The sequence below is a fragment of the Nocardia sp. BMG111209 genome (genome assembly GCF_000381925.1).
Taxonomy (GTDB): Bacteria; Actinomycetota; Actinomycetes; order Mycobacteriales; family Mycobacteriaceae; genus Nocardia.
In genome coordinates, this window is record NZ_KB907307.1 from 2,841,284 (window position 1) to 2,858,135 (window position 16,852).

A 16,852-nucleotide genomic window follows, 5' to 3' on the forward strand; every position below is an offset into this window, starting at 1 on the left:
GCCTCCGATCGAGCCACGGGCGCTCGATCTGCTGACGCAATATACCGTTACGACAGCCTTTGCCGGGGACGGTATTTCGAGGGGCATTGCCCGCAGCGGCATCGTTGGCGAGGATGTCCGGGTGTCACCCACCGCGATATCGCTGCGCGATCTTCCCCGAGTACCCAACCGCGACCTGGCCCGGCTCGGCGGCCTGATCCGACCGGGCACGCACCGGTCACCACTGGCCGCGCTCGGCGAGCGGTTCGTCGTATCCCCGCCGGGCCTGCCGACCATGCTGGTCACCCACGACATGGACGACGTGTGGGCCCTGTTCGCCGCGCGGGAGGACTTCTCGCTGGGACGCGTGCTGAGCCGGCTGTCCAGCCACGACGTCCTGTTCGGCACGCAGACGCTGATCTTCCTCGACGGCGAGGAGCACCGGACCGAACGCCGCCTGTTCGCGCCGGCCTTCCACCACCAGGCCGTGCTGAAGTACGAGGATCTCATCACCGAGGTGGTCGATCGGGTGCTGCCGGGCTGGCCGGTCGGGCAGCCGTTCGAATTCCTGCGCGCCGGTTACGATCTCGCTATCGGCGTGCTCCTGGGTGTGGTGTTCGGCGATATGCCGCCGGATCGGCTGGAGCGGCTGCGGCAGGCCGTGGGCCGGTGGTTCGCGGCGATCGAGAGCCGGGGCTTCCTCGCCGCCACCATGCTCACCCCCTTCCTCGGCGGGTTCACCCCGCCGTATCCGCCGCTGCACCGCCGCGAGGCGCGGGTCGACGAGGTGATCCTCGAGGAGATCGCCGACCGCCGGGCCGCCGGGCGGCACGGCACCGATGTGCTGGCGCGGTACGTGGACACCGAATCGGATCGGCACGACGATCCGGGGCTGGCCCGCAACATGCGGGGAATCCTGTTGGGCGCCTACGAAACCACCGCGATCACCCTGGGCTGGATCGCCGCCCTGCTGGCCGGGAATCCGGCGGCCATGGCCGAGGTGGACGCGGCCGCCGACGCGGGCGACATCGACCGGCTCGACACCTATCTCGACGCGGTGGTGGCCGAGGCGATGCGGGTGCGGCCGGCGAGTCCGTTCACCGGGCGGCGCGCGTTGCGCGACACGGTGATCAACGGGATCGAGATCCCCCGGGACGCCATGGTGATCGTGCCGATCCTGGTGATTCACGAATCGCCGCAACACTATCCGGACCCGCTGGCGTTCCGGCCCGAACGCTTCCTGACGGAGCCCCCGCCCAATCGCACCTGGCTGGCCTTCGGCGGTGGATCGCACCGCTGCCTCGGCGCGCAGTTCGCCCTCTTCGAGGCGCGGGTCATGTTCCGGGCCGTGCTGCGGCACCGGCGCATCGACGTCACCCCGGGTTACGTCGAACCGCCGCGGCGTCTGCACACCGGGATCAGTCCCGCGCACAACGCGCGGATCACGTTGCGGCCCCGTTGAATCGGGCGGATCGCGCGGCGGTCAGCGGTAGGGGCGGCAGTCGACGGGGTCGGCCAGTTCGGCGCACGGGGCGTCGCCGTACCTGCTGAGGATGTCCTTTCCCTCGCCGAAGCCGAGGTAGCGCAGGAAGCCCGCCGCCAGCGAATCGGGCGGCAGCGCACCGACACTGTAGGCGTACTCCGAGGCGCCGAAATGATATGTCCCGGCGAGCGCCTCGTCACGGGTGGCGCGGTGCCCGTCCACCTCGAGCACCCGGATCCTGGAATCCGCGGTGGCCGTGGCGACTTCGGAATAGCCGATCGCGCCCGGGGTCCGTGCGACCAGGGTGAGCAGGTCGGCGGTGGTGTCGGCCTCGCAGCGCAGCGGCTCCGGGGCGGCACCGGTGTGGCAGTCGGCCGAATTGTCCGCCGGCTCATCGCCTTCCAGGATCTCGTGCTCGAATGCCGAACGGCTGCCGGAACTCCGGTGCCGGCCGATCAGCCGCACCGCCAGATCCGGTCCGCCGAGATCCTTCCAGTTGAGGTATCGGCCGGCGTACAGATCCGCGATCTGCTGCCGGGTCAGGCTGTCGAATCCGGTGACCGCGGCGTTGACGACCGGCGTGAACAGCACGAACGCGATCGGCCGCGCGACCAGCGCGGGATGGTCGGTGTTCAGGCCGTCGGTGAAGGCCAGTTGCGTGGCCGGATCGGCCTGCTTCCCGCTGTCGAGCGTCTGCAGGCCGTCGTTGCTGCTCTTGAACCCGGTGGCGTCGATATGCGCACCGGGACAACGGCGTTGGTATCCGGCGGCACTGTCCTGCATCACCTTCTCGATCGCGGTGGATCCGGTCAGGGACAGGTGACCCGCCTCGCAGTCCATCGGATCGGAGTGCGGTTTCACCAGTCCGGTGACGAACTGCACGATCACCACCGCGACCAGCAGGGTCACCAGGGCGGCGTACGGGGTGGACATCCGGGTGCGGCTCTCGGTCCGGATGACCTTGCCGCGCCGGATGCCGCCGTCGACCTCGGGCAGCGGGAGTTCGTCCCCGCTGTACTTGGGCATGTCCGGATGCCGTCGCAGCACCGCCATGATCTTGTACGAATCCTCGCGGCCCAGCGCGAATTTGGGCAGCACGATGAGGCCGTCGCTGCCGTCCAGATCGGTCTTCACACCGCTGGTGTGGTCCCGCAGAACGGATTTCATCGATCGGCTGGGTGCGGTCAGCGCGACGCCCACGATCGTGCGGCCCGGAAATCGGAAGGTGATGCCGGAGTTGGCGCCCTCGCTGTGCCGGTAGTCCTCGTGGCCGACCTCGGTCCAGCCGTTGTTCTCGATCTTCAGCAGGACGATCGACATGTCGCCGAGCTTCGCCGGTTTCGACCCGTCCTCGGCCTTCTTCGGCAGCAGCTGCTGCAGGACGCCGAGTTGCGCTGCCTCCTCGGCACTGTCGCCGCTGGTGCGCACCGGATCGTTGACCTGCACCCGGTACCCGAGCCGTTTGCGCCCGGACAGGACGAACTCCCACAGGAACGCGACCACCGGAACGACGACACCGAAGACGGCGAAGACGTAGGTGAGAAGGCCGTCCACCGATTCCCCCTCGATCTGTTGTGCCCCCCATCCTCGGATCTCCACCGCATCCTGCCAACGTCGCGGGACAGTGTTCCGGCACAGTTCATCGCGCCGTAATCGCTTTGGCGGACTGGGGATCCCGCGCCTACGGGGTGAGCACGAGCCGCGCGGTGGTGCGCGGCGCGTCGGCCCAGGCCCGCTCCACCTCCGACAGCGGCACCGGGCGGGCGTCGATGTCGAAGGCGCCCGCGGTGATCGCGGCGGCCAGCGCCGGGAGTTCGGCGAGGATGTCACCGGTGGCGACGGAACCCTGTCCGCTGCCGACGATCTGCAGATGCGCGGCGCGCAGCGCCGCCGACGGGATCGCGGCGGTGGGGCCCGCGACCGAGCCGATCTGGATCCAGGACAACGGTTTTCCCCGATCGGGCCGGGCGGTGACGATCGCGGCCAGCGCGTCGGCGGCCGGCTCGCCCCACAGATAGTCGAGTACGACATCGACCTCGGCGGCGACCGTGCCGAGGCGGGCGGTGTCGGCCAGGGCCACGGTCTCGGTGGCGCCGAGGGCGGGCAGGGCCGCGAGCAGGCCGGCGTTGCGCGCGACCGCCACGATCCGCGTGGCGCCGAACAGCTTCGCGATCTGCACGGCCATCCGGCCGGCGCTGCCGGTGGCGCCGAGGATCAGGACCGTCTGCCCGGGGCCGAATTCGATACGCCGGCGCAGCGCCACCCAGGACGACATGGCCGGGTTGAGCGCCGCCGCGACCGCTACCGCATCGCTACCCTCCGGCAGCACGATGCTGCGGCGGAGGTCGACGAGGGTCTGCTCGGCCATCGTGCCGAGGGTGGTGTCCGGGAGCAGGAAATAGCGCAGGACCCCGTCGGCGCCGCGCCCGACGCCGTCGATGCCGGGTACCAGCGGCAGTTCCCCGGTGCTGGTGTAGTGCGAGCCGTCGGCCTGGGAGCGCACGCGTGGGTGCAGGCCGGCGGCGATGACGTCCACCACCTGTTCCGTCGCGCGCACGGCGACGGGTGCGGGGAAGTCCCGGTAGCGGGGCGGGGTATCGAACGCGGAGACGACTGCTGCCTTCACGGGATTGTCCTTCCGGGGGATCGGTGACGCCCGAAGTAGTTGGCGTTACGAACTAAATTAGTTGGTATCGCGAACCAAGTCAAGTACGCTGGGGTCATGAACCGATCCGACCGTGCGCCCGACGGCGTCTTCGATCAGGGTGAGCTGGTCGACAGCCTGGTGCAGGCGGCCTTCGTGACCATGGCGGTACTGACCGAGGTCGCGGGCGACAACGAGGTGTCGCTGACCCAGCTGCGCGTATTCGGCATCCTGCGGGACCGCCGCGTCGGCGTCACCGCGCTGGCCAACTACCTCGGACTGGAGAAGTCGACCATGACCGGGCTCGTCGGCCGCGCCGAGAAGCGCGGCCTGTTGCAGCGCGCGCCCAATCCGGCCGACGGCCGCGCGGTCGACGTCTTCCTCACCGCCGCGGGCGCCGAGCTGGTGGAACGCGTGCACGGTCACATCGCGCGCACGCTCGCGCCGATGACCGACGCGCTCGGACCCGCCGAGCAGCGCCGGCTGGACACGCTGCTGCGCCGCGTCCTGGATTCCGGGCCGTCCTGAGACCCGGCCGCCGGCGACCACGCGGCAACCGGCGGGGAATGTACAGTGCGGGCATGTTCGAACCGCACAGTCTGGTGGAAAACGGCGTCCGGCACTACGGACGGCTGGCCGCTCGGCCGGCCTCGGTGAACCCGCTCGACGAGTTCCGCGGACCGCGGCGGCTGCTGCGGCGCACCCGGCTGAAGGAGTGGGCGGGCTTCACCCTCGTACATCCGGAGATCTACGCGTCGATGATCCTGCAGGACGCGAAATACCTCGGCAGCTCCGAGATCTACGTGCACGACCGGGCCAACGGTGCGCTCTACCAGCACGAGCGGGTGGCGCCGCCGGGTACCGTCCGGCTCGCCGAACAACTGCTCGGCAGCTCGGTGGCGTTGCGCCGCAAGGGATATGCGATCGAATACGACTTCGCCGCGGACCGCCACCGGATCGGGATCGAGATCGCCGCCACCGCGGAGGCGCCGGCCTTGCGCGGACGGCTGGAGCTGCTGCCCGCGGCGGCCTCCCCCGCGCTGTCGGTGAGTTCCCGGCTGCCCGGCGGCGCCATGTACACGAACAAGGCGCTGTATCCGATCGAGGGCTCGCTGCGGGTCGGCGAGCGCGAATTCGTGTTCCGCCCCGACCGCGATCTCGCGATCCTCGACGAGCACAAATCCACACTCCCCTACCGCACCACCTGGACCTGGGGCACCTTCGGCACCTTCGCCGACGGCGTCCCGGTCGGCGCGAACTTCGTCGACCGGCCGGAACTGCCCGGGCAGCCGGAGGAATCCGGGATCTGGACCGCCGACGCCGCCGCGCCGCTGACCGATGTCGATTTCGGCTGGGACGCGGCGGCGCCGTTGTCGCCGTGGCGGGTTCGCTCGGCGGACGGGCGCCTGGACGTCACCTTCACCCCCGAGGGCCGCAAGACCGTCGATCTGCAACTCGGCGTACTGGCCATGGACTACTTCCAGGCCTACGGCACCTTCGCCGGTAGCCTCGACATCGGTTCCCGCACACTCGAACTCACCGATGTGCACGGCGTCTGCGAGCAGATGCGCGCGCGGCTCTGATTCCGGGATGCCCGCGCAGCCGGTCCCGGGCCGGGACCGGCTGCGGCCCGGCGTCATTCGGCCGGCGGTCGCAGGACTCCGGCCTCCCGCAGGCGCTCGATCACCAGATCGGCCAGTTCCTCCGGGGTCCGGGTGCCGCCGGAGTCCAGATGGACCTCCGGCGCCTCCGGTGGTTCGTACGGCGAGTCGATGCCGGTGAAGTTGATCAGTTCACCGCGACGAGCCTTGGCGTACAAGCCCTTCCGGTCCCGGGCCTCCACCACCGCCAGCGGGGCGTCCACGTGCACCTCCAAGAACGCGGCGGCGCCGAGCCGTTCGCGCGCGCGGGCCCGCTCGGCCCGGAACGGCGCGATGAACGAGGCCAGCACGATCAGACCGGCATCGGACAGCAGCCGGGCCACCTCCACCACCCGGCGGATGTTCTCCACCCGGTCGGCATCGGTGAAGCCGAGATCGGCGTTCAGGCCGTGGCGGACGTTGTCGCCGTCGAGCAGGTAGGTGTGGAAACCCTGCTCGTGCAGTCGTTTCTCGACCAGGTTCGCGATCGTGGACTTGCCCGCGCCGGACAGTCCGGTGAACCACACCACCGCCGGTTGCTGGCCCTTGCTGCGGGCCCGCGACTGCTGGTCGACCTCCACCGACTGCCAGTGGATGTTGTGCGCGCGCCGCAGCGCGAAGCGCAGCATCCCGGCCGCGACCGTGTCCTGGCTGAACCGGTCGATGAGGACGAATCCGCCGGTGTCGCGGTTCTCGGCGTACGGATCGAACGGGATCGGCCGGTCCAGATGCAGTGCGACGACACCGATCTCGTTCAGGCCGAGGGTGCGCGCGGCGGTCCGCTCGAGGGTGTTGACGTTCACCGCGTACTTGGGCTGACCCACCTGCGCGACGGCCGTCGAGGTGCCGAGTTTGAGCAGATAGGTGCGGCCGGGCAGCATCGGCTCCTCGCTCATCCACACCACGTGCGCCTCGAACTGGTCCGCGACCTCGGGCGCGGCGCAGGCGTCGGCGATGACATCGCCACGGCTGACGTCGATCTCGTCGGTCAGCGTCAGCGTGACCGACTGATCGGCGACCGCCGCGTCGAGATCGCCGTCGGCGGTGACGATCCGGGCCACCGTCGATTCCCGCCCGGACGGCAGCACCTTGACCCGGTCGCCGGGACGCACGGTGCCACCGGCGATCTGGCCGGCGAAGCCGCGGAAGTCCAGATTCGGCCGGTTGACCCACTGCACCGGCAACCGGAACGGCCCGGCGTTGCGGTCGTCGGCGATCTCCACCGTCTCCAGATGACCGATCAGCGAAGGACCGGTGTACCAAGGCGTATTCGGGCTCGATTGCAGGATGTTGTCGCCGCGCAGCGCCGACATCGGGATCGCGATCACGGTGGCGAGCCCGATGCTGTCGGCGAAACCGCGGTACTCGGCCTCGATCTCCGCGAACCGCTCCCGCGAATAGTCCAGCAGATCCAGCTTGTTCACCGCCAGCACGATGTGCCGGATACCGAGCAGCGACACCAGATAGCTGTGCCGGCGGGTCTGGGTCAGCACACCCTTGCGGGCATCGACGAGGATCACCGCCAGATCCGCGGTCGAGGCGCCGGTGACCATGTTGCGGGTGTACTGCTCGTGGCCCGGGGTGTCGGCCACGATGAACTTGCGCCGCTCGGTGGTGAAGAACCGGTAGGCCACGTCGATGGTGATGCCCTGTTCGCGTTCGGCGGCCAGGCCGTCGACCAGCAGCGCGAAATCCAGTTCCCCGCCCTGGGTTCCGACGGTCCTCGAGTCCTGCTCGAGTTCGGCGAGGTGATCGGAGAACACCATCTTGGAGTCGTAGAGCAGCCGGCCGATCAGGGTGGACTTGCCGTCGTCGACACTGCCGCAGGTGATGAAGCGCAGCATCGTCTTCCGCTCGTGCCGGCGCAGATACTCCTCGATGTCGGTGGCGATCAGATCCGGCGGATCGGGGTGCGTCATCAGAAGTACCCTTCCTGCTTCTTCTTCTCCATCGAGCCGGTGGAGTCGCGGTCGATGACCCGGCCCTGACGTTCGGAACTGGTGGTCAGCAACATCTCCTGGACGACCGCGGTCAGGGTGGTCGCGGTGCTGGCCACCGCGCCGGACAGCGGATAGCAGCCGAGCGTGCGGAACCGCACCATGCGCTGTTCGGGAATCTCGCCGGGCGGCAACGGCATTCGCTCGTCGTCGACCATGATCAGCGCGCCGTCGCGTTCCACCACCGGCCGCGGGGCCGCGAAATACAGGTCCACCAGCGCGATCCGCTCCAGATGGATGTACTGCCAGACGTCCAGCTCGGTCCAGTTCGACAGCGGGAACACCCGCAGGCTCTCCCCCGGCCGTTTACGAGTGTTGTACAGCCGCCACAGTTCCGGCCGCTGCCGCTTCGGATCCCAGCGGTGCTGCGCCGAGCGCAGCGAGAACACCCGCTCCTTGGCGCGGGACTTCTCCTCGTCGCGGCGCGCGCCGCCGAACGCCAGATCGAAGCGGTGCTGATCGAGCGCCTGTTTGAGGCCCTCGGTCTTCCACATCTCGGTGTGCAGCGCCGACCCGTGCTCGAACGGATTGATGCCCCGCGCAACGCATTCCGGGTTCCGGTGCACGATCAGGTCCAGATCGCCGGCGGCGGCGATCCGGTCCCGGAAGTCGTACATGGCCCGGAACTTCCACGTGGTGTCCACGTGCAGCAGCGGGAACGGCAGCCGGGACGGATGGAAGGCCTTGCGCGCCAGGTGCAGCAGCACCGAACTGTCCTTGCCGATCGAATACAGCATCACCGGCCGCTCGCTCTCGGCGACCGCCTCCCGCATGATCTGGATGCTCTCCGCCTCCAGGCGTTGCAGGTGCGTCAGCCCGCCGGTGCTCTCGAGTGTCGTGCTCGTCATCTCGCCCGTCCTTCAGTTGCGCAGGTGCGCGCCGCCGCCGATGAACCACACCTGGCCGTTGATCCACTCGGCCTCGTCCGACAGCAGGAACGAGACGACCGAGGCCAGGTCGTCGGGCACGCCGAGCCGGGTGGTACGGCCCGCCGTCAGGAACGCTTCCTGCAGCGCCACATCGTTCTGGTTCTGCACGGTCTCGCCCATCACCAGGCCCGGCATGACGCCGTTGGCCCGGATTCCCCGGCGGCCGTAGTTGATCGCGATGTGCCGGGTGAGCTGATTGACCCCCGCCTTGGACACGCCGTAGGCGACCCGCGACGGGTCACCGCCGACCGACGTCCCCGACGAGGTGTTCACGATGCTGCCGCCGCCGTGGGCCAGCAGATGCGGCAGCACCGCGCGCACGGTGCGGACGTACCCGAGCAGGTTCACGTCCAGTGTGCGCTGCCAGACGTCGAATTCGGTCTCCAGCACGGTCTTGTCGCGGCCGATGTTGCCCGGCGACAGATCCGCGCCGACGTTGAAAAGGCCGTGCACGCCGCCGAATTCGGCGATCGTCCGATCCACCATGGCCTGTACCGACTTGTCGTCGGCGAGGTCGAACTCCACCGCGATCGCGCGGCCACCGGCGCGCGTGATCCTCTCGGCGGTCGTCTCGGCCCCGGCGATGTTGATGTCGCCGACGGTGACGGCGGCGCCCTCCTCGGCCAGCCGGGCCGCCGCGGCGGCGCCGATCCCGGTCGCGCCGCCGGCGACGACATAGGTCTTGTCCCGCAGTCCGCGCATCGTCAGCCCCGCTCGATCTTGTGCAGCGGGTTGGATCGCTCGATCATCCCGTAGGTCTGCTCGCCGTCCCAGCGGTAGCGGACACCCGCCTGCTGCAGGGCCGGGAAATCCGAGTTCTCCTGCTTCAGCGATTTGATCGAATAGGTGTCGTCGTCGTGGTGCACGTCGTGGGTGGAGACCACGGTCTCGCCCTCGATGGGAATCACGGTGCCGTCGGCGGTTTCGAGGGTCAGCGACACATCCTCGCCGAGCGCCTGCAACCGGGTCAGCCACGGCGCGCGCACCACCCGCGCCGGGATCAGCTCGCCGTCGCCGAGGAAGACGAAACCCTCGTTGAAAGTGGGCTTCCCGTCGTCGCGCGGCGGATAGGCCATGTAGCCGAACGCCTTTCCGCTCGGGAACACCGCCGACTGCCAGCAGTGGCCCCAGAACTCGGCCAGCCGGCGCACACCCTGGCGACGGATCCGCAGCCCGCTGCCGGTGAACTCCCGCGGCGCACCGCCGTCCACGGTCACCGACCCGGCGGCGCGGAACAACTGCTCGTAGCGGGGCCCGCCCATCAGGTCGCCCTCGACCGAATTCTTCAGCTTGTCACCGGCATCCGTGCGCAGCGCGCCCTGGATCCACGGCGGCACCGCCATGGTCGCGGTGACCCGGAAGGCCAGATCGACCAGCGGGCCGCCGGTCTTCCCGGCGGCGAGGTCGGAAGAGGTTGTGCTGACGGCCTTTCCGTCGTAGGTCAGCTCCCAGGTGCGGAACGGTTCCACACAGCGGAAGGCCAGCGGGCCCGCGCCGAGTACCGTGGGCCGGCCGTCGGGTCCCGCTGGCGGCCGGGCCGGGCTGGTCTCGCGCAGCCGGAACGCGCGGCCGTCGGCGAAGGCCACGTTCACCTGGATGTCGTGCGAATCCCAGTTGGAGGCAACAGCTTCCACGCCGATGCGCGGCAGCCCCAGCTCACCGCGGTCGTCGGACACCCAGAAGCTGACCGAATCGCGCATCTCCGGATTGTCCGGGCGCTCGGCGAAGACGAATTCGCGGGCGGGATCGATACCGCCGGTCGTGTCGATGGTCATCGGATCGTTGTTCCTTCCGATCGAGAATGTCAGTGCGCGGTCCAGCGCCGCGCGTGCGCCACGTAGTCCGCGAAGGCCGGTCGGACCCGGTCCAGGTCGATGTCGTAGGCCACCGGGTCGGCGCGGTGGCTGGGCTCGCGCTCGGCCGCCGCGGTGGTCCACCAGCTCCGCATCCGCGCCTCGAATTCCTCGGACACGGGTTCGCGCAGCCACCGGTAGAGGCCCGTCACCTCGCCGAGCGGATCGGCCTGCATGGCGCGGAAGTCGATGTCGTAGAAGCGATCTCCGGCGCCGGCGGCGCGGAACGCGACCGTCCGTGCCATACCCGCCGACCAGTGCTGCACATTGAGCCGGCCGATATAGGGCAGGTCGATGTGGTCGGTGAACCGGCCGGTGATGTCGGCGTACAGCTCGGCCACCGAGAGGATCACATCGGCCGGATCGCGATGGGTCATCACGAAGCGCGCGTCGGGGAAGGCCGTGTCCAGATATTTCAGGAACAGCACGTGCGAGGGGCATTTCAGCCGCCACGGCCGCTGCGGCTCACCCCATTGCAGCAGCTTCATGACCCGGCGCTGATAGGCGAACGTCGAGGTGAGGTCGGCGTCGAGCAACCAGCTCGAATAGGACGGGATCTGCGCGTAGGCGTGGAAGATGTGCGATTTGAAGTCCAGCGCCATCAGGTCGTGGCATTCCATCGGACCGTGCTTGTCGACCGGTACGTGGTAGCGGGTGCCGACCATCTCGCCCTTGTCCGGCGGGATGCGCGGATCGACACCCGTCACGGTGGACGGCGGCGGGCAGGGCTGCGATGATTCCCAGCGCCGGATGTACCGCACGGCCGGGTCCTGGGCCAGCAGCACCGACAGTGCCGTGGAGCCGGTGCGCGGCAGGCCCAGCCCGATCACCGGCGCCACGATCTGCCCGTCGTCGATCTCGGGATGGCGCCGGTACCAGTCCTCCACCTGCAACCGCTGGCTCAGGTGCAGCACGATCCGGTCGTACAGGAATTTCTCGCCGGTGGCGTTGAGCCGCGCCTCGCGCGCCAGCGAATCCAGCAGGATCCCGAGGCCCTCGCGGAACGAGTCGTCGCCGAAATCGTACAGATCCGTTTGCGCCACAGCGCTTTTCAGCATGTCGTCGATCGTCGGCACCGGTCAGCCCATCCACTGTCCGCCGGCGACGTCGATCGTCTGCCCGCACATGTAGCTCGCCGCTTCCGAGGCGAGGAAGGCCACCACGTTCGCGACCTCCTCGGGCAGCGCGGCGCGGCCGAGCTGGACCCGCTCGGTGATCGACTCGGCGATGGCGTCGCGGCCGGCCCGCTCGGCATCGTTGGCCGGATTCAGCAGGTACCGCTTCATATCGTCCTTGAGCATGATGCCCGGACCCACCGCCATCACGCTGATACCCCGCGAGGAGTACTCGTGCGCGAGGTTGCGGGTGAAGCCGATGACGCCCGCCTTGCATGCGGAGTACACCGTCAATCCGGACTGCTGCACCCGGCCGGCGACCGCGCCGATGTTGATGATCTTGCCCGAACCCTGCGGCAGCAGATGTTCCAGCGCGGCGTGCGCGCCGTACATCATCATGGTCAGGCTGCCCAGCACGGTCATGTCGATATCCGCTTTGCTGTGCCGGTCGAACGCGCCGGCGGTCACCATGACCGGGTTGTTGATCATGATGTCGAATCCGCCGAGCGCGTCCCGGCTGTCCGCGACGGCGCGATGCACCTGATCCCAGTCGGACATGTCGGCCCTGATCGGGACCGTGCGCACACCCCAGCGCTGCTCGATCTCCTTCGCCCGGCGCTCGACCTTCTCGAACGTCCGCCCGACCAGCGCGATATCCGCGCCGCAGCCGGCGAGCCGGGTCGCGATCGCGTGCCCCAAGCCGTCACCGCCGGCACCGGTGACGACCGCTACCTTGCCGCGCAGATCCAGCAGATCGCTCACCCGCTTGTCGACAATGTGATAAGGCAACCGGTCGAAACCCAATATCTGGGACCAGTCCTGTTCCCGAGTCTCCATGGGGACTCCTCTCCCGCTCCGTCATTGGAGCGCATCCGGATCATCGGGCGTGGAATGCGGATTCGCCCGATGCGGCAGATCCTGTGGTGGAAGATTAGGACTCGGGACTTTTCACCGGCCAATACTGATTTCGGCGGACAGTCATATCATCGCGTTATGTCACGTGTTACCGTGCGGCGATGGACACCCATCGGCTGAAGTACTTCCTGCGGATCGCCGAGGAGGGTTCGATGACCCGGGCCGCGACGGTCCTGGGTGTCGCCCAGCCGGCCCTGAGCCGCCAGATCCGGCTGCTCGAGGAGGAACTCGGCATCATGCTGTTCCACCGGACCCGGCGCGGGGTGGAACTCACCGAGGACGGCGAACGGCTGCGCGCCTCCACCGCCGGACCGCTGCGTCAGCTGGAGCTGGCGCTGCACTACGCGGGATCGCCGCTGGCGCGGATCGAGCGCGCGCTGCATCTGGGCATGCTGCCGACCGTCGCGCCGCTTTTGGCCGGTCCGCTGCTGATCGGCCTGCGCGCGGCGTTCCCGAAGGTGAACGTGCATCTGACCGTTGCCGGGGCGGGCACCCTCATCGAGGAGATGCTGCGCGGCCGGATCGACTCGGCGCTGATCAATCAGGTGACCGACGAACGGCTGTTCGCCCGCGATCTGCTGGTGGAGGATCTGGTCGTGATCGGCGGGCCCGGATCGCAACTGCGTCCGGACACGCCGATCACCTTCACCCGGCTGACCGAGTTGCCGCTGGTGCTGCCCGCCTCGCCGCTCGGTATCGCCGGCACCGTCGAGAACGCGGCGCTGCGGCTGAAGATGCGCGTGCACGCCCCGATCGCGACCGACTCGCTGCCGGTGATGCTCGATCTGGTGGAGCGCGGCGAGTCCTACGCGGTGCTGCCGATCTCCGCCTGCGGCCCGGAGATCGCGCGGGAACGGGTGCGCTGGGCACCGCTGATCGAGCCGGGCCTGACCCAGCACATCGTGGTGGCGGCCTCGGCGCGGATGGATCTCCCGCGCGAATTCGCGTTCAAGGTCGGCGATGTGCTGCGCGAGGAGGTCAAACACCTGACCACGTCCGGGACCTGGCCGGCCCGCTTCCTGGCGCCGCGGCCGTGGAATCCGAACTGGGCCTGAGCGCGTCCTCGTCGAGGCGATAACCGGAACTGATATCTGCGGCGGTAATTCCCGGACCCGGTATTCCGGGAACGGTCCGGGAATTGCCGCCGGAAGCGTCAGCGAATCGAATAGCGGACGTAGACCACGCCGGAATCGAAGGACCGGGTTTCCAGCAGTTCGAGATTCACCTGCGCCTTCTCGTGGAACAGCGGGGTACCCGAGCCGAGGGTCACCGGATGGATCATGATCCGGAATTCGTCGATCAGTCCCATATCGAGGAAGGAATGCACCAGTTTCGGGCTGGCGTAGATCCCGATCGTGCCGCCCTCCCGCTGTTTCAGCGCGCGCACCTCCTCGGCCACGTTCGCGCCGATCAGCCGGGTGTTGTGCCATTCCGCGGCCGCCAGCGTGGTGGAGAACACGACCTTGTCCACGGCGTTGACCCACTCGGCGTGCGTGCGCTCGTTCGCCGAACTCTCCGGCGTCGGCTGCGCCGCCCAGTACCCGTACATGCCGAGATAGGTCTCGCGGCCGTACATCGCGGTGTCGAAATCGGCCTGGACGTGCTCCTGGACGAAGGTCGCCAGATCCTCGCTGTAACCGCCGAAGGTGAATTCGAATCCGAGATCCCGGCCCGACGAGGCGTATCCGTCGAGGGTGATGTGTTCCAGGGCCACGACCTTGCGCATGATGCTGTCCTTTCGGTGACGACGGGCCACTCGGCCCACATCCACTCCTCGAACGAGCCGGGCCGGAATCGACACGCGGCCCGCGATTGTCCTTGACGGTGTACAACGGAGGTGTCTAACGTCACAGCCGATACCGATAAGTGTGTTCGCCGTCGCAATCGAGTTGGGAGTCGCATGTATCCCGGTGCCTATGTTTCCCGATTTCCGGACAAGCCCGCCGCGATCTCGGCGGCGACCGGCGAGGCGCTGACCTACCGGGAGCTGGAGGAGAATTCCGCCCGGCTGGCGCGATACCTGCACGACGCCGGGCTGCGGCGCGGCGACCATCTCGCGGTGATCGCCGACAACCACCCGCGGGTGTTCGAGATCTATTGGGCGGCACTGCGATCGGGGCTCTACATCACCGCCGTCAACAGCCACCTGACCGCCGACGAGGCGGCCTACATCGTCGACGATTGCGGCGCACAGGCTCTCGTCGTCGGCGCGACCCTCGCGCCGCTGGTGGAGAAGGTCCTCGACGGCGCCCCGCAGGCGCGAATTCGCTTGGCGTACCACGGTTCCGTACCGGGCTACGAATCGTACGAACAGGCGCTGGCGAGTGTGCCGCCGGAGCCGCTGCCGCGGCAGCCGCGCGGCGGCGACATGCTGTACTCCTCGGGAACCACGGGGCGGCCCAAGGGGATCAAACAGCCGCTGCCCGACCGCGAGGTGCACGAGCCGGGCGATCCCTACGTCGCGATCTTCGGGCCGCAGTACGGGTTCGACCCCGACACCGTCTATCTCTCGCCCGCGCCGATCTACCACGCGGCGCCGCTGCGCTTCGGCGGCGTGGTGCAGGCGCTCGGCGGCACCGTGGTGCTGATGGACCGGTTCGACGCCGAGGGGGCGCTCGCCGCGATCGAGCGGTACCGGGTCACGCACAGCCAGTGGGTGCCGACCATGTTCGTGCGAATGCTGAAGCTGGACAAGGATGTTCGCGAACGCTACGACCTGTCGAGCCTGAAGGTGGCGGTCCACGCCGCGGCGCCGTGCCCGGTGGAGGTCAAGCAGGCGATGATCGACTGGTGGGGCCCGGTGCTGTACGAGTACTACGCCTCCACCGAGGGCAACGGCGGCACCTTCATCTCCAGCCCGGAATGGCTCGCCAAACCCGGATCGGTGGGCCGGGCGGGCATCGGCATCCTGCATATCTGCGCCGACGACGGCACCGAACTGCCCACCGGCGAGACGGGGCTGATCTACTTCGAGCGCGAGGGCTGGCCGTTCGAATATCACAACGCCCCGGCCAAATCCGCGGAGTCGCGGCATCCGGCGCATCCGCTGTGGACCACCACCGGCGATGTGGGCTACGTGGACGCCGACGGATATCTGTACCTCACCGATCGCAAGGCGTTCATGATCATCTCCGGCGGGGTGAACATCTATCCGCAGGAGATCGAGAACGCGCTGGCCCTGCATCCGGCCGTATTCGACGTCGCCGTGATCGGCGTGCCCGATCCGGAGATGGGCGAATCGGTGCTCGCCGTGGTGGAACCCGCGCCCGGCGCCGAGCCCGGCCCGGAGCTTGCCGAACAGTTTCGCGGCTATCTGCGCGAGCGGATCGCGCACTACAAGGTGCCGCGGCGGTTCGAATTCGATCGCGAACTGCCCCGCACACCCACCGGGAAGCTGGTGAAGGGCAAGCTGCGCGAGCGGTTCCACTGATCCGGCTGCGTATTGAGATTCTCCGATTCAGAGAATTAGACTCTCGTCGGAGCTCGTGTGATCGAGCTCGCAGGTGACGGAGGAGTGGATCGGTGACGGAATTCGCGGCGGTGCCGCTGCATCACGACGGAGCGGATCTGATCGGGGGGCTGATCGTCCCGGAAGGTCCCGGACCGCATCCCGGCGTACTGGTCGTCCACACCGCGCACGGGCCGAACGACATGATGCGCGAGCGGGCCGCGCGGCTGGCCCGGCTCGGCTACGCCGCCCTGGTGGTCGACATGTACGGCGGCGGCCGGGAACACCGGTCGGCCGAGGCGGCGGGCGGGCCGTTCGCCGAGCTGGTCAGCCGGCCGGAGCGGCTGCGCGAGCGGATCGTGGCCTGGCACGCGGCGCTGGCCGCCCGGCCCGAGGTGGACGCGGCGCGGACCGCGGCGATCGGCTTCTGCTTCGGTGGCAAGTGCACGCTGGAACTGGCCCGCAGCGGGGCGGAGGTACGCGCGGTGGTGAGCTATCACGGCCTGCTGGGCAGCGACCGGCCCGCCGAATCGGGGGCGGTGCGCGCACATGTGGCGGTGTACGCCGGCGCGCTGGATCCCTATGCGCCGCGGGCGGATATCGAGAAGCTCGAACGTGAGCTGGCCGACGCGGGCGCCGACTACACCCTGACCGTATTCCAGGGTGCCGCACACGGATTCACCGATCCCGACGCGGACGCGATGGGCCGCGAGGGCATCTCCTACCATGCCGGGGCCGACGCGCTGTCCTGGGCCGGGACGGTGGCGCTGCTCGAAACCGCCCTCGCCTGAGGCGATTCCACGGCGCCGCGCGAAAGATCGGGCGGCGCTGTGGGTTCCGGGCGGCGCG

At 68.9% G+C, this 16,852-nt stretch carries 15 protein-coding genes; 6 read left to right on the top strand and 9 right to left on the bottom strand.

What is annotated here, in order from left to right; all coding sequences use genetic code 11:
* Positions 1–121 precede the first annotated feature (121 nt).
* A complete protein-coding gene (locus G361_RS0113060) occupies positions 122–1,441 on the top strand; it encodes a cytochrome P450 (protein ID WP_019927526.1) in 1,320 nt (439 codons plus the stop codon).
* Positions 1,442–1,462: 21 nt separating this feature from the next.
* Here G361_RS0113060 and G361_RS0113065 read toward each other — a convergent pair whose 3' ends face one another.
* Positions 1,463–3,016: a substrate-binding domain-containing protein gene (locus G361_RS0113065; RefSeq protein ID WP_026342988.1), complete on the bottom strand. Its 1,554-nt coding sequence runs from the start codon at positions 3,014–3,016 to the stop codon at positions 1,463–1,465.
* Between the two features lie 127 nt (positions 3,017–3,143).
* A complete protein-coding gene (locus G361_RS0113070) occupies positions 3,144–4,088 on the bottom strand; it encodes a zinc-binding alcohol dehydrogenase family protein (protein WP_019927528.1) in 945 nt (314 codons plus the stop codon).
* Positions 4,089–4,184: 96 nt separating this feature from the next.
* On the opposite strand from G361_RS0113070, the gene G361_RS0113075 reads away from it, so the two are divergent.
* Positions 4,185–4,634, top strand: coding sequence for a MarR family winged helix-turn-helix transcriptional regulator (locus tag G361_RS0113075; RefSeq protein WP_019927529.1), 450 nt, complete (start codon positions 4,185–4,187; stop codon positions 4,632–4,634).
* A gap of 53 nt (positions 4,635–4,687) precedes the next feature.
* Complete coding sequence (locus tag G361_RS0113080; protein ID WP_155981432.1) at positions 4,688–5,689, top strand: DUF2804 family protein; 1,002 nt, start codon at positions 4,688–4,690, stop codon at positions 5,687–5,689.
* Between the two features lie 53 nt (positions 5,690–5,742).
* Here G361_RS0113080 and cysN read toward each other — a convergent pair whose 3' ends face one another.
* The 6 genes from cysN to G361_RS0113110 are packed head-to-tail and all read right to left on the bottom strand — an operon-like array spanning position 5,743 to position 12,477.
* Entirely contained in the window at positions 5,743–7,665 is a 1,923-nt protein-coding gene (gene cysN / locus G361_RS0113085) for a sulfate adenylyltransferase subunit CysN (RefSeq protein ID WP_019927531.1), read from the bottom strand.
* A complete protein-coding gene (cysD, locus tag G361_RS0113090; RefSeq protein WP_019927532.1) occupies positions 7,665–8,591 on the bottom strand; it encodes a sulfate adenylyltransferase subunit CysD in 927 nt (308 codons plus the stop codon). The genes cysN and cysD overlap by 1 nt, the downstream gene beginning before the upstream one ends.
* A 12-nt stretch (positions 8,592–8,603) precedes the next feature.
* On the bottom strand, positions 8,604–9,374 hold the full coding sequence (locus G361_RS0113095; RefSeq protein ID WP_019927533.1) for an SDR family NAD(P)-dependent oxidoreductase: 771 nt from the start codon (positions 9,372–9,374) through the stop codon (positions 8,604–8,606).
* A gap of 2 nt (positions 9,375–9,376) precedes the next feature.
* Positions 9,377–10,447, bottom strand: a complete 1,071-nt coding sequence (locus G361_RS0113100; RefSeq protein WP_019927534.1) for a hypothetical protein — start codon at positions 10,445–10,447, stop codon at positions 9,377–9,379.
* Between the two features lie 29 nt (positions 10,448–10,476).
* Positions 10,477–11,583 (bottom strand): sulfotransferase, encoded by a 1,107-nt coding sequence (locus G361_RS0113105; RefSeq protein WP_369797894.1) that lies wholly within the window; start codon positions 11,581–11,583, stop codon positions 10,477–10,479.
* Positions 11,584–11,604: 21 nt separating this feature from the next.
* The gene (locus tag G361_RS0113110) at positions 11,605–12,477 is read right to left on the bottom strand and encodes an SDR family NAD(P)-dependent oxidoreductase (RefSeq protein ID WP_019927536.1); all 873 of its coding nucleotides are present in this window, start codon (positions 12,475–12,477) and stop codon (positions 11,605–11,607) included.
* A gap of 179 nt (positions 12,478–12,656) precedes the next feature.
* Between G361_RS0113110 and G361_RS0113115 the strand changes: the two genes are divergently transcribed.
* Positions 12,657–13,610: a LysR family transcriptional regulator gene (locus G361_RS0113115; protein ID WP_019927537.1), complete on the top strand. Its 954-nt coding sequence runs from the start codon at positions 12,657–12,659 to the stop codon at positions 13,608–13,610.
* Positions 13,611–13,708: 98 nt separating this feature from the next.
* On the opposite strand, the gene G361_RS0113120 is transcribed toward G361_RS0113115, so the two are convergent.
* Positions 13,709–14,281, bottom strand: a complete 573-nt coding sequence (locus G361_RS0113120; RefSeq protein ID WP_019927538.1) for a dihydrofolate reductase family protein — start codon at positions 14,279–14,281, stop codon at positions 13,709–13,711.
* Positions 14,282–14,455: 174 nt separating this feature from the next.
* Between G361_RS0113120 and G361_RS0113125 the strand changes: the two genes are divergently transcribed.
* A complete protein-coding gene (locus G361_RS0113125; protein ID WP_019927539.1) occupies positions 14,456–15,985 on the top strand; it encodes an acyl-CoA synthetase in 1,530 nt (509 codons plus the stop codon).
* Positions 15,986–16,077: 92 nt separating this feature from the next.
* Positions 16,078–16,794 carry a dienelactone hydrolase family protein gene (locus G361_RS43500; RefSeq protein ID WP_019927540.1) on the top strand — a complete coding sequence of 239 codons (717 nt, stop codon included), beginning with the start codon at positions 16,078–16,080 and terminating at the stop codon, positions 16,792–16,794.
* Positions 16,795–16,852: the final 58 nt, after the last annotated feature.

Coding starts and splice junctions, on each gene's coding strand:
- G361_RS0113080 (WP_155981432.1), top strand. CDS start 4,688: ATGTTCGAACCGCACAGTCTGGTGGAAAACGGCGTCCGGCACTACGGA.
- G361_RS0113100 (WP_019927534.1), bottom strand. CDS start 10,447: ATGACCATCGACACGACCGGCGGTATCGATCCCGCCCGCGAATTCGTC.
- G361_RS0113095 (WP_019927533.1), bottom strand. CDS start 9,374: ATGCGCGGACTGCGGGACAAGACCTATGTCGTCGCCGGCGGCGCGACC.
- G361_RS0113120 (WP_019927538.1), bottom strand. CDS start 14,281: ATGCGCAAGGTCGTGGCCCTGGAACACATCACCCTCGACGGATACGCC.
- G361_RS0113115 (WP_019927537.1), top strand. CDS start 12,657: ATGGACACCCATCGGCTGAAGTACTTCCTGCGGATCGCCGAGGAGGGT.
- G361_RS0113125 (WP_019927539.1), top strand. CDS start 14,456: ATGTATCCCGGTGCCTATGTTTCCCGATTTCCGGACAAGCCCGCCGCG.
- cysD (WP_019927532.1), bottom strand. CDS start 8,591: ATGACGAGCACGACACTCGAGAGCACCGGCGGGCTGACGCACCTGCAA.
- cysN (WP_019927531.1), bottom strand. CDS start 7,665: ATGACGCACCCCGATCCGCCGGATCTGATCGCCACCGACATCGAGGAG.
- G361_RS0113105 (WP_369797894.1), bottom strand. CDS start 11,583: ATGCTGAAAAGCGCTGTGGCGCAAACGGATCTGTACGATTTCGGCGAC.
- G361_RS0113110 (WP_019927536.1), bottom strand. CDS start 12,477: ATGGAGACTCGGGAACAGGACTGGTCCCAGATATTGGGTTTCGACCGG.
- G361_RS0113075 (WP_019927529.1), top strand. CDS start 4,185: ATGAACCGATCCGACCGTGCGCCCGACGGCGTCTTCGATCAGGGTGAG.